General features: G+C 56.4%; 12 protein-coding genes and 2 tRNA genes. 6 read left to right on the forward strand and 8 right to left on the reverse strand.

The window, feature by feature from the left end; genetic code table 11:
- Positions 1 to 54 precede the first annotated feature (54 nt).
- On the reverse strand, positions 55 to 1,053 hold the full coding sequence (locus NE637_RS06610) for an Ldh family oxidoreductase (RefSeq protein WP_227118118.1): 999 nt from the start codon (positions 1,051 to 1,053) through the stop codon (positions 55 to 57).
- Between the two features lie 439 nt (positions 1,054 to 1,492).
- Here NE637_RS06610 and NE637_RS06615 point away from each other — a divergent pair, with 439 nt between their 5' ends.
- Positions 1,493 to 2,767, forward strand: a complete 1,275-nt coding sequence (locus NE637_RS06615) for a DUF4910 domain-containing protein (RefSeq protein ID WP_256267619.1) — start codon at positions 1,493 to 1,495, stop codon at positions 2,765 to 2,767.
- A 45-nt stretch (positions 2,768 to 2,812) separates the two neighbouring features.
- Here NE637_RS06615 and NE637_RS06620 read toward each other — a convergent pair whose 3' ends face one another.
- Positions 2,813 to 3,601, reverse strand: a complete 789-nt coding sequence (locus NE637_RS06620; RefSeq protein ID WP_227118119.1) for an L-2-amino-thiazoline-4-carboxylic acid hydrolase — start codon at positions 3,599 to 3,601, stop codon at positions 2,813 to 2,815.
- A gap of 377 nt (positions 3,602 to 3,978) precedes the next feature.
- Between NE637_RS06620 and NE637_RS06625 the strand changes: the two genes are divergently transcribed.
- The 4 genes from NE637_RS06625 (at position 3,979) to NE637_RS06640 (ending at position 7,331) form a co-directional block, all read left to right on the forward strand.
- On the forward strand, positions 3,979 to 4,473 hold the full coding sequence (locus NE637_RS06625; protein WP_215646976.1) for a GyrI-like domain-containing protein: 495 nt from the start codon (positions 3,979 to 3,981) through the stop codon (positions 4,471 to 4,473).
- Between the two features lie 255 nt (positions 4,474 to 4,728).
- Positions 4,729 to 6,192 (forward strand): 4Fe-4S dicluster domain-containing protein, encoded by a 1,464-nt coding sequence (locus NE637_RS06630; RefSeq protein ID WP_227118120.1) that lies wholly within the window; start codon positions 4,729 to 4,731, stop codon positions 6,190 to 6,192.
- Positions 6,193 to 6,400: 208 nt separating this feature from the next.
- A complete protein-coding gene (locus NE637_RS06635; RefSeq protein WP_215646978.1) occupies positions 6,401 to 7,201 on the forward strand; it encodes a DODA-type extradiol aromatic ring-opening family dioxygenase in 801 nt (266 codons plus the stop codon).
- A 54-nt stretch (positions 7,202 to 7,255) separates the two neighbouring features.
- Positions 7,256 to 7,331, forward strand: a tRNA-Ala gene (locus NE637_RS06640).
- Positions 7,332 to 7,463: 132 nt separating this feature from the next.
- Here the strand turns inward: NE637_RS06640 and NE637_RS06645 are convergent.
- From NE637_RS06645 to NE637_RS06660, 4 genes are all read right to left on the reverse strand, one after another.
- Positions 7,464 to 7,997, reverse strand: a complete 534-nt coding sequence (locus NE637_RS06645; RefSeq protein WP_256267620.1) for a hypothetical protein — start codon at positions 7,995 to 7,997, stop codon at positions 7,464 to 7,466.
- Between the two features lie 77 nt (positions 7,998 to 8,074).
- On the reverse strand, positions 8,075 to 8,632 hold the full coding sequence (locus tag NE637_RS06650) for a hypothetical protein (RefSeq protein WP_256267621.1): 558 nt from the start codon (positions 8,630 to 8,632) through the stop codon (positions 8,075 to 8,077).
- Positions 8,633 to 8,755: 123 nt separating this feature from the next.
- Positions 8,756 to 8,831 (reverse strand) — tRNA-Ala (locus tag NE637_RS06655).
- Between the two features lie 103 nt (positions 8,832 to 8,934).
- Positions 8,935 to 10,125 carry a pyridoxal phosphate-dependent aminotransferase gene (locus NE637_RS06660; RefSeq protein ID WP_227118122.1) on the reverse strand — a complete coding sequence of 397 codons (1,191 nt, stop codon included), beginning with the start codon at positions 10,123 to 10,125 and terminating at the stop codon, positions 8,935 to 8,937.
- Positions 10,126 to 10,214: 89 nt separating this feature from the next.
- On the opposite strand from NE637_RS06660, the gene sfsA reads away from it, so the two are divergent.
- Complete coding sequence (gene sfsA / locus NE637_RS06665) at positions 10,215 to 11,093, forward strand: DNA/RNA nuclease SfsA (protein ID WP_227118123.1); 879 nt, start codon at positions 10,215 to 10,217, stop codon at positions 11,091 to 11,093.
- 666 nt (positions 11,094 to 11,759) lie between these two features.
- On the opposite strand, the gene NE637_RS06670 is transcribed toward sfsA, so the two are convergent.
- Positions 11,760 to 12,269 carry a methylated-DNA--[protein]-cysteine S-methyltransferase gene (locus tag NE637_RS06670; RefSeq protein ID WP_227118124.1) on the reverse strand — a complete coding sequence of 170 codons (510 nt, stop codon included), beginning with the start codon at positions 12,267 to 12,269 and terminating at the stop codon, positions 11,760 to 11,762.
- Complete coding sequence (locus tag NE637_RS06675) at positions 12,266 to 13,456, reverse strand: MFS transporter (RefSeq protein ID WP_215647562.1); 1,191 nt, start codon at positions 13,454 to 13,456, stop codon at positions 12,266 to 12,268. Before NE637_RS06675 ends, NE637_RS06670 begins: the two co-directional genes overlap by 4 nt.
- Between the last annotated feature and the right edge of the window lie 100 nt (positions 13,457 to 13,556).

Below are 13,556 nucleotides of genomic sequence, written 5' to 3' on the forward strand. Positions count from 1 at the left end.
GTTTTTGCCCTCTGGCGCGCAAGGCCGGAGGGCAAAACCGGTTAAACACTGCGGCTAGTGCAGCGATTGCAGTTGGGCCAGCAGATCCTCTGGCAGATCAATACTATTTCGCTCACTGGCGGCGCGGCTGAGGCCGATACGGCGATCGCCCGGAAGGCGCGCGCCCGGCTGGTCGCTGATGAAGCCCAGCAACTGCTCCACGCGGTCCAGAAAATTCGCCCCTGCCGTTGCCGCAGGGTCCATGACCAGAAAGCTCTGCCCCAGACGCGGCGGCGGGCCATCCGGCGTGAACAGCGAAGAGGCCTCAATGGCCAGGGAAGCCCCCGTAAGCGCTGCCGACATTATTTCCACAATGAGAGCCAGGGCGTAGCCCTTGGGGCCGCCAAAGGGCAGCAGCGCACCGTTGAAAGCCTTGACCGGATCGCAGGTGGGATTGCCCTCCGCATCTACAGCCGCGCCCTCGGGAATAGTCTCGCCTTTTTTTGCAGCCTGCAAAATCTTGCCGCGCGCCAGCAACCCCATGGAAAGATCAACTACAAGGGGCGGGGCGTCCTTGCGCGGGCAGGCCATGGCCAGAGGGTTCGTGCCAAACGTCACCTTTGAGCCGCCGTAGGGGGCCAATGCTGCGGGGCTGTTGGCAAAGCCTAGGGCCAGCAGGCCCTGCGCCGCCAGATCCGCCACGGGAAATCCCATCACGCCCGCATGGTGCGAATTGCGCACGGCCATGAGGGCCACGCCAGACTCCCTGGCGGCCTTGGCCACCACGGGCAGGCCATCGGCAAAAGCGCTGAAGGCGAAACCGCAGCAGGCGTCAACCAGCACCACGCCGGGTTTTGTGCGTTCCACCACCGGAACTGCGTTGCCATCAACCTTGCCTGCCGCCGCCTGGGATGCATAGTAGGGAATGCGCGAAAATCCGTGCGAAGGCAGGCCTTCCATTTCTGCCCGCAGGAGCGAGGCGATGGTCAATTGGGCATTTCGCTGCCCGACGTTGTGGGCCTGCAAAATGTCTTCGCCCATTTTTTGTGCTTCGGTAAGGCTGATATGAGGCATGGAGTCTCCAGATTCTAGCTGATTTTACTTATAGTTGCTTGCATTGCGCGAGCACTTTTTGCATACCAGTATTGTTGATGGCGGAAAAGGATGTTTTGCGCGCCCGCCCTGGGGCTTTTCTACGCACAAACTAAATGCTAACCTTAAAAAGGCGCGCTGGCTCCCGCTTGGCCCGTGCTGCCGTTGAAGCTCCACGCGCGCGGCCATAATGGCAGTTCTGACCTGCGCGACGATCGGGAACAAAAGCCCTGTATGGGGGCAGCGGGCATCTTTTTTCCGTTTTACAGAAAATTGATGCTTGACTGCGCGCCTTAGTCGCCATAAGCAAGCTCGCGACAGGCATTGCCGCCGAAAAATTCCCCCCCTGGAATTCGGCGCTCAGGGTTAGTGCCCCTTTTGGGAATTGCTGCCTCACGCGATGCCAACATAAGGAAGGATAATGACGAGCTTCCATGACTTTCTTCGCAGTCTTTTTCCCATATGCCGCAGTATTACGGGCAACGGGGTGCGGCAGACGTTGCGCATGTTGCAGGAAGAATTACCGGGATTACGTACCTTTGAGGTAGCGTCTGGATCCAAGGTTTTTGACTGGACAGTGCCGGACGAATGGAACATCAGGGGCGCGCGGCTGACTGGCCCATCGGGTGAAGTGATTGCCGACTTTGCCGACACCAATCTGCATGTGATGGGGTATTCCGAACCCGTTGACTGCGACATTTCGCTGGAGGATCTGCAAAATCATTTGCATTCCCTGCCCGAAATGCCCAATGCCATTCCTTACATCACATCATATTATGCCCGGCGCTGGGGATTCTGCATCAAGCACGACGAGCGGCAAAAGCTGGCCCCCGGCATGTACCACGCCTCCATAGATTCCACTCTGGCTCCGGGGCATCTGACATACGGCGACCTCGTGATTCCAGGCCAGTGCGAAAAAGAAATTTTTCTTTCCACCTACATCTGCCATCCGTCCATGGCCAACAACGAGCTTTCCGGCCCGGTGGTGGCCACGGCCCTTGCGCAGTGGGTGGCGCAGCGCCCGCGCCGCTACACCTACCGTTTTGCCTTTGTGCCGGAAACCATCGGCTCCATCACCTATCTGAGCCGCAACCACGAGGCCTTGCGCCGCAATGTGGTGGCGGGCTTCAACCTCACCTGTATGGGCGATGAACGGGCCTATTCCTATCTGCCCAGCCGCAAGGGCAACACTCTGGCCGACAAGGCCGCCCTGCACGTGTTGCACCATTTTGCACCCGATTTTATCCGCTACACCTTTCTTGACCGCGAGAGCGACGAGCGCCAGTACTGCGCGCCCGGCATCGACCTGCCCCTGTGCAGCGTCATGCGCAGCAAATACCACGTCTATCCCGAGTACCACACCTCGCTGGACGACTGCTCGCTTGTCACGCAAAAGGGGCTTGAAGGCAGCGTGAACATCATGACGCGCATCCTTGAAGCGCTGGAAGAAAACGTCACCTACGAGCCGCGTGTGCTGTGCGAACCGCAGTTGGGCAAGTGCGGCCTCTACCCCACGCTGAGCACAAAAACTTCCTGTACGGAACAGGTCAATCTGATGATGGATCTGCTGGCCTATGCCGATGGCGAAACCACGCTGCTTGAAGAAGCAGACATTGTGGGCAGGGATATTTTTCGCTGTGCGGAAACCATGCGCAAGCTGGTTGAAAAGGACGTGCTGGCGGTCAAAACCTGCTGACGACTGTGCGCGGCATGGCTGCAAGGCCGCCGCGCAACAGCCGCGTCACGCCATGTCCCATCCCTGGGTTGTTTTCCGTCCCTGCTTGTAGCGGAAGTCGCATACCTTGCCGCCCTCAGCCAGTGTTGAGGTGCGCGCAAGGCCCGTGCCTTCCGCCCTTGCGGTGGGAAAGTCCACCCGGCAGGGATAAGGAGCCAGCTCGGGCATGCCCAGCGAGGCAAAATACTTCATCAGCCCGCATTCCGTGTAGTTTACGCCGATATCAAAATCGCGCCCATCACCCTGAAATACTGTCTGCACCCAATCCAGCGGGTAGCGCCGCTGCTGGCTGCGCATGGCCCAGCCCTGCAACAGGGCAAAATACTCCGGCGTAAAAAACCGCTGCCCGTTGGCGCGGTACGCTTCCTTCTGCTCCTCAAAACTGTAGACCGCCAGATCGTACACAAGCTTGCCCACATCCCTGGCGCTGAATCCGTGCGGGCGCATGGCCGTGTACAGCGCCGCATACTGCGGCCCTACCAGAAAGCTGGGATAGGTCAGGTTTTCCGGCCCGCCAATATCCGGCAGAGGCAACAGACGGGCATGGGCCTGCCTTGCCTGGGCAAACATGGCGCGCAAATCTTCCGCTGGCCGCTGCCCGGCAAGCATCTGCTCCGCCCCGGCGCACATGCCCGCAAATTCGGCTTTGAGGGCCTCATCGCTCACCGGCTTGCCGATGCCCTGCGCAATGGAGGCCATACAGGAACAGGGCAGCAGCAGACCGGCGCAGGTTCCCAGCGCAAAGGAGCAAAATGCGCGCCGGGTATAGCGTGGAAGCATAGTGACATGGTGCATGACGGCTCCTGCTTGCGACGCGTTTGCGCGCCAGACTGGGGGTTTACGGCATGGCTCACACTAGCCGGAGCCGGGGGCGCTGTCCACGCGCGCCATAGCAGCGGCAAGGGTCTGTGGTATTGTCTGTGGGATAGGTGCGCGGCACGCCTCGCTTTTGTGAGCAAATCACTATTAATTACAAATTATCATTTACTAATTTTAAATATAATTCAGTGTAATATATGCTTATGGCGATTTCATCACATTGGTATACCGGTTGACATGTAAACATAACTGGTACATGCAAAACGGCTGACCGGCGCATGCGGGTGACTGACGTCATTTCACCCCTGAGGCCGGAAACTGTTGCCCGTGATCAGACCAGCCGAGGAGCGTTCATGCCAATGCCTTTTGCCGTTGTGGTGTTGCAGCACCACAGTGTCCGCCTTTTCGGTGTGCGCATCCACACAACCCTGCACAACGCCCCGCAGGAATGCCCCCGGCTGTGGAATGAGGTCTTTACCCCCCGCATGCCAGAGCTGAGCGGCAAGCCCAGCAATACCTATCAGGGGCCGTCTTATGGGCTTTCCTTGTTTACAGACCATGCGGGGCTGGCTTTTGATTACTGGGCTGCAATGGAAGCTCCGGAACTTGCCGCGCCTCCCGCAGGCATGGACGCGGTAACCCTGCCGGGCGGTCTCTATGCCTGTTGCCGCATCCCCGCCGCAGGCATGCTTCAGGAAGCATACGACTACATGTATGACGAATGGCCTCAAACGCCGGGCGGCTATACCGTTCTTGCCGACAAGCCCTGCTTTGAGCGCTACGACAGCCGCTTTTTTCAGTCCGGCACCCACGATGTCTATGTGCCCGTGCTGCCCCGCGAAGACTAGCCTGCCCCCTGCTGCGGGCTATTGGGCCTGACTTCCCAGCTTCTTGGGTCTGATTTTCTGGCCTGACGGCCCTCCCCCTCATTCGCGCTCAGGCTTTCTGCCTTGCTCTGCCTGTTTGCCTGTCTCTTCAAACCATACCATAAAAGTATGCTATAAATTGCACTCTTTTTCGGAATGTGCCATATTGCGAATGAATCGTAATAATCGGCAATTCGGCTGCACCCTTGCGCCTGCACATGCCGATGAGGAGCATACATGGCACTGACCCGACGTAATTTTCTGGTGGGCGCGGCCTCTGCGGCAGGCATTGCGGCTGCGGGGCTGGATGCCCGGGCCGAAACCAATGGCGCGAGCGCCTCTGCCCAGCATGCGGAATACGCGACCCTGCTCGACATTGAAAAATGCATTGGCTGTGGGCAGTGCGTGGAGGGCTGCCGCGAGCGTAACGGGAGCCGCTATCCGGAAGTCAAAAAGCCCCTGCCGGTCATGTTTCCGCCCGGAACCAAGGATGAAGACTGGTCTGGCAAGCGGGATGTGGACGACAGGCTCACGCCCTATAACTGGCTGTATATTGAGAGCGTTACCGTGCAAAAGGACGGCGCGCCGCTTGAACTGCACATCCCCCGCCGCTGCCTGCACTGCACAAATCCGCCCTGCGCCAACCTCTGCCCATGGGGCGCGGCCAGCCGCCAGCCAGAGACCGGCACGGTGAGCATAGACAGCCAGACCTGTCTTGGCGGGGCAAAATGCCGCACGGTCTGCCCCTGGCACATCCCGCAGCGGCAATCGGGCGTGGGGCTGTATCTTGACCTCATGCCGCGCTTTGCCGGCAACGGCATCATGTACAAATGCGACCGCTGCGCAGACAGCTTTGCCCACGGCCAACTGCCCGCCTGTGTGGAGGTTTGCCCCCAGCAGGTGCAGACCATTGGCCCGCGCGATGAGATTCTGGCGCAGGCCCGCAAGCTGGCGCAGGAGCGCGGCGCGTACCTTTATGGCGTGACGGAAAACGGCGGCACCAATACTTTTTATCTGTCGCCCGTGCCGTTTTCCGAACTGGCGGTGCAGGCCAAACCCGGCCCCGGCAAGCCCACCTTTGCCCCGGTGGCGGACTCCATGGCACAGGCTGGCAACCTCACCCGCATGCTGATGACGGCTCCGCTGGTGGGCGTGGCAGGGGCGCTGGTGAGCGCGGCACGCCAGGGGCAAGGCCCGAACCACACGCAGGCCCGCCCTCAGGGTGCGCTGCATGACCCCAAGGCGGAAGCGGCCCTCTCCGGCGGCTTGCTCAAGAAGCTGTGGGTGACCGTGGCCCTGCTGCTCGGCTTTACGGGCATGATGCAACTGCCCGTGGCAAGCCGATACGGCATTGCCAAAGTTCCCGGCCTCACATGGACAGGCGATTTTTACACCACGCTGAACGTCCACTATATTCTGGCTGCCCTGCTGCTGGCGATGGGCCTGTATTGGCTGACCCTGCAAGTGCGCGGCAGGCTGCGGGGCCGCCTTGCCTACTGGGGCAAGGTGCGGCTGGCAGTGCTGGGGGTTGTGGTGCTGAGCGGCATGGCCCGCGTTGCCAAAAACCTGCCATCCATCACGTTTTCGCCGGGTATGACAACCTTTATTGACCTTGTGCATCTTGGTTTTGCCGTGCTGCTCGGCGTGCTCTGCCTCTGGCTGTGGGTAACAGGGCGCGGCGCATGGCGCGAGGATGGATAAAGGGCGTTGCCCGCAAACATGACTGCATGCACAGGCGGGTATTCTGCGGAATGCCGCCTTCATTATGGGCTTGCTTTCACCCGCAAAAATTTGTCTGTACTGGTCGCTACGGCTCTTGGCCCCGGCAGGATTTGGCGCTACGCTGATAGCTGCATCTTCCCTCCTCAAGCTAGTTTTGTGACATCCACATCCACCAGCGAGGCGCATCATGACCATGCCCGCATTTTACATCCCCCACGGCGGCGGCCCCTGCTTTTTTATGGACTGGATGCCGCCGGACACCTGGAATGCCCTTGGCGGCTGGATGCGCTCCATCCCGGCAACGTTGCCGCAACAGCCAAGGGCGCAGATTGTATTCTCCGCCCATTGGGAGCAGTCGGAATTTACCCTGCTGACCACGCGGACCCCTGGCCTGTATTACGATTACTACGACTTTCCGCCGCATACCTATGAGTTGCAGTGGCCTGCGCCGCCAGCGCCGGAACTGTTTGACCGTGTGGGCCAGTGCATGCGCTCGGCAGGGTTGCCGCTGGCAGAGGACACAACGCGGGACTTTGACCACGGCGTGTTTGTGCCGGGCCTGTTGATGTATCCAGAGGCGCAGATGCCCACGATACAAATATCGCTGCGGCGGGGGCTTGATCCGCTGGAGCATCTGGCTCTGGGGCGGGCGCTGGCCCCGCTGCGCGATGAGGGCGTGCTGTTTGTGGGCAGCGGCATGAGCTTTCACAACATGCGGGCCTTCCGCTACGGGGATAACACGCCCATTGAAGGGGCGGATGTTTTTGACAACTGGCTGGCGGATGCCGTGTGCAACCCCAATGCCGCCATGCGCAACGCTGCCCTTGCGGAATGGGAAAAGGCCCCCGGTGCGCGCTTTGCCCACCCGCGCGAGGAGCATCTGATCCCGCTGATGGTGATTGCAGGAGCTGCCGGAGCCGCGCAGGGCAAGCTTGCCTGGCACGGCAGGGCTATGGGCGCACCGCTCTCGGCATTTTCTTTTGACTAGATGAAATAAATACTTGCACCCCACGGCGAAAAAGTATAATTCCAAATTCCTCATGGGGCTGTAGCTCAGTTGGGAGAGCGCTTGAATGGCATTCAAGAGGTCAAGAGTTCAATTCTCTTCAGCTCCACCAGATAGGTAATAAAACCCCCGATCATTTTTCAATGATCGGGGGTTTTTGCGTGGCTAATTTTAGCCATGCGTGACATTAATAAAACGGTGTTATCTAAAACTTCTTAAATTGAGAAACCAAAATAATAAATATTTACATACTAAGCATTTTTGCTTTTTCAAGTAGAGCATCAAAATGCACTTTTGAGTTTTTTATTTCATTGTCTAAAGCATCAACGGCATGCATTAGATGTTTCATGTCATCATCTACCACTTCAGTTCTGAGCTTTTTTAATTGCATAATAGTTTTTTTAATAAAATCATTATATTGATTTTTTATTGTTGTAAATTCCTCCAATGCCTCACATAATCTCCCTTTAATTTCATACTTCATTTCACCATCAATTTTTGCAACATTATCTAATTTTTCTGTTATAACAGTACTTTCTTTTAAAATTTTGCGAACCATCTCTTTTAATTCGAGCTCCTTGCTGGCACACCACTGTGATACAGCATAACCATCTGTAATTATGCTGTATTCATGGCTTATTTTTTCATAAGATACTTTCCCCATGATAATTTTTTCTTCAAGCCCTTGTAGCGCGACAATAACACTATCTCCATGAAGCCTTAAGCAAATGAGCATTAAAATTATGATTGAAAGAATAAACGAACATGCCGCCATCATGGAAATATATTCGCTTTTGAATTCAATTAAAAAATTGAAACAAAAATATATAGCATAAAATAGGATAGAAATATTTGTTATAAATCTAAAAAACACAATATATCTATTAAATTCAATTTATTATTTACAACTATAAAGCCATACTTCATGCTTGAAACAATTTGGAATAATGTGCCAGCAAGAATCAATATGTAAAAAATTATGAAAAACCAATAAAAGAAATTATTGGTAGGTATTACTTTTATATAAATCGCATAACAATTTAAGATGGCAACGGATAAAAATAGTGCAAAGAAAAAACCACATACAACATTGTATATGCTATTTTGGACGCCGAATAAAATTGTAGTTTTTTTGTGGGAACTTAGGTTTTTTAAAACAGACAAAAGATAAAAAAGGGGCCATATTAAGTTTGCAAATGTTGTTAGCGATAACAAGAAAAAAGTGAACTGCCCTTCATGCATATTAAAGACAGCATCAACCCCATGTGATATGAGATAAAAAACAACACTAAGCAAAATCCATGTCGTTACACCCGATGTGCGTTGCTTTGCATATGTTCGTTCTATACGATTTTTGATAAAATCAAGCCACATTTTCACAGAATTACTGTCACTACCCACAGAGTTATCCATGTGGACCTCGCAAAGAAATAAACCTATTTTTGCACTAAACGCATTCAATGTCACGCATGGCTAAAATTAGCCACGCAAAAACCCCCGATCATTGAAAAATGATCGGGGGTTTTATTACCTATCTGGTGGAGCTGAAGAGAATTGAACTCTTGACCTCTTGAATGCCATTCAAGCGCTCTCCCAACTGAGCTACAGCCCCACGGCGAAAAGCAGAATGACCAAAACCAGCCTAACTGTCAATACAATTTTGCATTTTTTTTACAGAGGCAGTTTTGGCGGCAATCCTGCCACGGTTTCCGGCGCTATTTAGGCTCCGCAGCCAGCTCGGCAAGCACTGCGCCAATGCTCTCCAGCGCGCCCTTGAGCACTTCGTCTCCCACAGCATACGAGAAGCGGATGCACTTGTCGTCGCCAAAGGCCGCGCCCGGCACCACGGCCACGTGGGCTTTGTCGAGCAGCAGGGTGCAAAGGTCGGTGGAGTTGTGCACGCTGCCGCCATAGCACTTGGAGACGTCCAAAAAGAGGTAGAACGCGCCATCAGGCTTGGGGCAGATGGCAAAGGGCCAGCCCTCAATGATCTTCATGGCAAAATCGCGCCGCCGCACAAAGGCCTCGCGCATTTTGTCCACGCATTCCATGCTGCCGGTCAGGGCCGCAAGGCCCGCCTTCTGCGCGATGGAGCAGATATTCGAGGTGCTGTGGCCCTGCATGGCCGATATCTTTTTGATCAGGGTCGGGTGCGCAGCCAAAAAGCCCACGCGCCAGCCTGTCATGGCGTAGCTCTTCGAGAGGCCGTTGAGCACGGCCACCTGCTCTGGATACTTGGCAAACCAGCGGATGGCGCTGGTCATTTTGGCAGGGGCGAACACAAGCTGGTCGTAAATTTCATCAGAGAGCACAAACAGCCCGCGCGCGATGGCCCAATCCATAATGGCTGTAAACTCGGCCTCGGTGTAGACCGCGCCAGTGGGATTGCTGGGCGAGTTCAGAATGAGCAGCTTGGTTTTATCCGTGGTATGCGCCTCAAGCATGGCGGGCGTCACCTTGAAGCCCTGCTCCGGCCCGGCCAGCACAGGCACGGGGGTTGCGCCGGTCAGCATGACCATATCGGGGTAGCTGAGCCAGTACGGGGCAGGCACAAGCACCTCGTCGCCGGGGTTGAGCGTCGCCTGCATGAAATTATAGAGGCAGTGCTTGCCGCCCGCGCCGATAACAATGGATTCCATTGGAACCGGAACGCCGTAGTTTCTTTCAAAATACGCGCCCGCAGCCTTGCGGAGTTCGGGAATGCCCGGCACGGCGGTGTAGCGGCAAAAATTGTCGTCAATAGCCGCTTTGGCAGCCTCGCAAACGTGTTTGGGCGTGGGAAAGTCCGGCTCGCCCACGGCAAGGCTGATTACTGAAATGCCCTGGGCCTTAAGCTCGAGGGCGCGGCTGTTGACACTGAGTGTCAGAGAAGGTTTGATACTGCTCAGACGGTCTGAAATCTGCATAAGGGGGCTCCTTGGCGTATGCAACGCACCCGCAATCGGCAGGCGTACTCACAACTGGCTGTTTCTAGCAGCTTCATATCGGGGTGTAAATGAGCTCTGAACCCAAAAATGCAGCACATGCAGCCGCTGTCGATCTCTCCCAGCCTTCATGCGCAGCCGCGCCCAACTCTGCGAGCACTCCTCCGCTGCTGCCCTTGCCGCCCCACTGCATTGTGGCCGCCTTTGTGGCGCGCCGCAAACGCTTCAGCGTGCTGTTGCAGCATCAGGGCGCAGACCTGTGGGTGCACAGCAACAATTCGGGCAGCATGCTGGGTCTGTGCCTGCCGGGCGCGCCGGTGCTGGCATCCCCGGCAAGCAACCCTGACCGCAAGCTCAAATATACGCAGGAATGCGTGTGGCTGGCGCGCAGGGCCGTGCCAGAACTGGTTGAGAACGCGCACGAATCTGGCTCATACGAATCTGGCGCTCACTCCCCTGCCAGCGGCTTCTGGGTTGGCGTGAACACAAGCACCCCCAACCGCATGCTTGAGGCGGCTTTTCACGCGCGCCGCCTGCCCTTTGCCCAAGGCTACACCACCCTCGTGCGCGAGGCCAAACGCGGACAAAGCAGGCTGGACGGCCTGCTCACGGCCCCCGATCTGCCGCCCCTGTGGGTGGAGTGCAAAAACGTCACGATGGTGGAAGACAACGCCGCGTGCTTCCCCGATGCCGCCAGCGAACGCGGGCAAAAACACCTGCGCGAACTTATGGACATTGTGGCCTGCGGCGAACGCGCCGCCATGTTCTATCTGGTGCAGCGCCCGGACGGAGAATGCTTTGCTCCGGCGGATTTCATTGATCCAGCCTACGCCGCCCTGTTTTACGAAGCGCTCTCCGCAGGGGTGGAGATGTATCCCTTCCGCGCACTCGTCAGCCCTGCGGGCATAGACCTTGGCCCCATGCTGCCCGTGCGTCCGCAGCACCCGTAATTCCCGTCGCTTGAGCAGGCCCATGCGCTTGGCGCAATACTTTGGTGGTTAGGAACAGTTTGTTCAAAGAATTATTTCAATAATAACAGAATAATAAATTAATTGCGCACAATTTGAGCGCCCGCATTTAAGGAATTGATTTTCGGCAGCGGCAGAATGGAGGGGGAGCCTTCATCCTGCCGCTGCCGTTTTTTGAGCGCCGCGAGGCAATGGACGTGCCCCGCAAGCAGGAGCTGGAGTTCCTGCCCAACGTCGCAGGGCTGCCCATCCTTGAAATGTTCAAAACAAACATAAAAATTACAATAAGTTATTATATTTTTGAACAATATCTACGCCCATTTTTTGTTCTTGCGCACAATGCCGACATTCTGCCCAATAGCGGAACCAGAGTTCATTCTTGCGCCCGCAGGGCCAGATTATGCACAAACAAGCATGCAAATTAATATTATGTTTTCAGTGTGTTACATTATTTGCGAACATTATCGCCAGAGCAGAACGCACACATAGCAACACAAGAAACGCGGTCATATGCGGAGAAACGCAAGTGGGAAGATGCGGCACCCGGCGTGGGCGTACCATCCGGGCAAAAAGGACTGTGCGCGCAAAAAAGCCGCCCCGAAGGACGGCTTAGAAAAAGGTACACGTGTCGTCTGAAAAAGCCTGCGGCTACATGTAACCCTCCAGATGCAACAGGGCTTCCTTGATCGGCAATCCGCCGCCGTAGCCAACCATGCTGCCGTCCGCGCCGATAACGCGGTGGCAGGGAATGAATATGGCAATGGGGTTGCGATTATTGGCAAGGCCCACCGCGCGGTATCCCTTGGGGCAATTGGCGGCTTCGGCTACCTGCCTGTAGCTGCGGGTCTGCCCGTAGGGTATCGTTTGCAGGGTACGCCACACGCCGCGCTGAAAGTCCGTGCCCTCCGGGGCAAGGGGCAAATCAAAATCGCGGCGCTTCCCGGTCAGATATTCGTCAAGCTGCTTAAAGGCCTCACGCAACAGGGGTGTTTCCTGCTCCGTGGTATTTTTCAATGCTTCAAAAGGAGCCGTGGGGCCAAGATCAAGTCGGACTATGCTTCCCCCGCGCTCCACAATACGCACGGCGCCGATGAGCGGCACTTCGCGCGTCAGCGCATGCGCCGCATGGGGAGGTTCTTTTTTTTGTTTGCTGTTCATGCCTTCTTTTCCTTCTTCACGGTTACGGGTTTGAGGGAATAGGCAAAAATCGCGCCCACAATGGAAAGCGCCGCCAGCGACTGAAAGGTGGCTGGCATGCCGTAGTTGTCTGCAATCCAGCCGAGCAGCGGGGCCACCACGCCGCCAAGGCTGGTCGCCAACCCAAGGGTAATGCCCGAGGCAAAACCGATGTTCTTGGCAAGATACTGTTGGCCCAGCACCACCTGCGCGCTGAATGGCGCATACAGCACAAAACCCAGCAGGGGCAGCAAGGCCCAGGCCGCATACAGGTTGTCGCTCAGGCTGAATGCCGCCACCACAGGCGGTAACAGGGCGAACACCGCGCGGATGACGGCGCGGTAGCCGAATCTGTCAGAAAGCATCCCGCCAAAAACATTGCTGATAACACCGCATACGCTGAAAAATGTCAGGGCCACCGCGCCCGTTGCCGTAGACTGCCCGAAGGCGCTGACCCAGTAGAGCGGAATAAACGTGTTAAAGCCCACAAAGGTGATGGAACGAGTCACAATGGAAACGGTCAGCTTTGAAAATTCGCGCCAGTTGTTCTCACCGGGCGTTTCACCCTCTGCCGCAAGGGCTGGCGCTGCCTTGCCGCCAGCAGATGCGCCCGTATTCTTGGTTGCGCCCATCCGGGCGATGGACCACACCAGAATGCTCGCCGTTATCACAGCCAGCACGGCAAAAACTGTCGTCCCGGTCAGGCCAAAGGCCCCAAGGCAGGCGGTAGCCAGCAGCGGCCCAAGCACAAAGCCCCCATTGCCGCCAATGGAAAACAGGCTCATGCCCGTGCCCTTGTTCTGCCCCGACACCGCATTGGCAAAACGCGCCCCTTCCGGGTGGAACAGGGCCGCGCCAATGCCGCTCAGGCCGATAGCCGCAAATATCCCCCAGTAGCCGGACATCCAGCCAATGGCCGCGAGGCCGCAGCCCGCCAGCAGCACGCCCACAGGGATAAACCAGGGTTTGGAAAACCTGTCTGAAAGCAGGCCGAACAGCGGCTGGATCATGGACGACAGGCAGGAGTATGCAAACATCAGCCCGCCCGTGGCCTGATAGCTCAAATCAAAAGCCGACCGCAAAAAAGGCAGTATGGCGGGCAAGGCCCCGCCGTTAATATCGCACGACAAATGCCCTAACGACACGAGGAGTATTTTCTTTTTGTCCATTGCGGCACGCTACACCAATGTTGTTCCAAATCCAAGCAACGCGCGCGGCTTCACAAGCGCGGGGACGGCACTGCGTTCCCGGCTGTTGACGCGCTGCACT

It is taken from the genome of Desulfovibrio desulfuricans (assembly GCF_024460775.1).
Classification (GTDB): domain Bacteria; phylum Desulfobacterota; class Desulfovibrionia; order Desulfovibrionales; family Desulfovibrionaceae; genus Desulfovibrio; species Desulfovibrio desulfuricans_E.

Bases quoted from the DNA above. Each gene is read 5' to 3' on its own strand.
- NE637_RS06610 (WP_227118118.1), bottom strand. From the start codon at position 1,053: ATGCCTCATATCAGCCTTACCGAAGCACAAAAAATGGGCGAAGACATT.
- NE637_RS06615 (WP_256267619.1), top strand. From the start codon at position 1,493: ATGACGAGCTTCCATGACTTTCTTCGCAGTCTTTTTCCCATATGCCGC.
- NE637_RS06620 (WP_227118119.1), bottom strand. From the start codon at position 3,601: ATGCACCATGTCACTATGCTTCCACGCTATACCCGGCGCGCATTTTGC.
- NE637_RS06625 (WP_215646976.1), top strand. From the start codon at position 3,979: ATGCCAATGCCTTTTGCCGTTGTGGTGTTGCAGCACCACAGTGTCCGC.
- NE637_RS06630 (WP_227118120.1), top strand. From the start codon at position 4,729: ATGGCACTGACCCGACGTAATTTTCTGGTGGGCGCGGCCTCTGCGGCA.
- NE637_RS06635 (WP_215646978.1), top strand. From the start codon at position 6,401: ATGACCATGCCCGCATTTTACATCCCCCACGGCGGCGGCCCCTGCTTT.
- NE637_RS06645 (WP_256267620.1), bottom strand. From the start codon at position 7,997: ATGATGGCGGCATGTTCGTTTATTCTTTCAATCATAATTTTAATGCTC.
- NE637_RS06650 (WP_256267621.1), bottom strand. From the start codon at position 8,632: ATGGATAACTCTGTGGGTAGTGACAGTAATTCTGTGAAAATGTGGCTT.
- NE637_RS06660 (WP_227118122.1), bottom strand. From the start codon at position 10,125: ATGCAGATTTCAGACCGTCTGAGCAGTATCAAACCTTCTCTGACACTC.
- sfsA (WP_227118123.1), top strand. From the start codon at position 10,215: ATGAGCTCTGAACCCAAAAATGCAGCACATGCAGCCGCTGTCGATCTC.
- NE637_RS06670 (WP_227118124.1), bottom strand. From the start codon at position 12,269: ATGAACAGCAAACAAAAAAAAGAACCTCCCCATGCGGCGCATGCGCTG.
- NE637_RS06675 (WP_215647562.1), bottom strand. From the start codon at position 13,456: ATGGACAAAAAGAAAATACTCCTCGTGTCGTTAGGGCATTTGTCGTGC.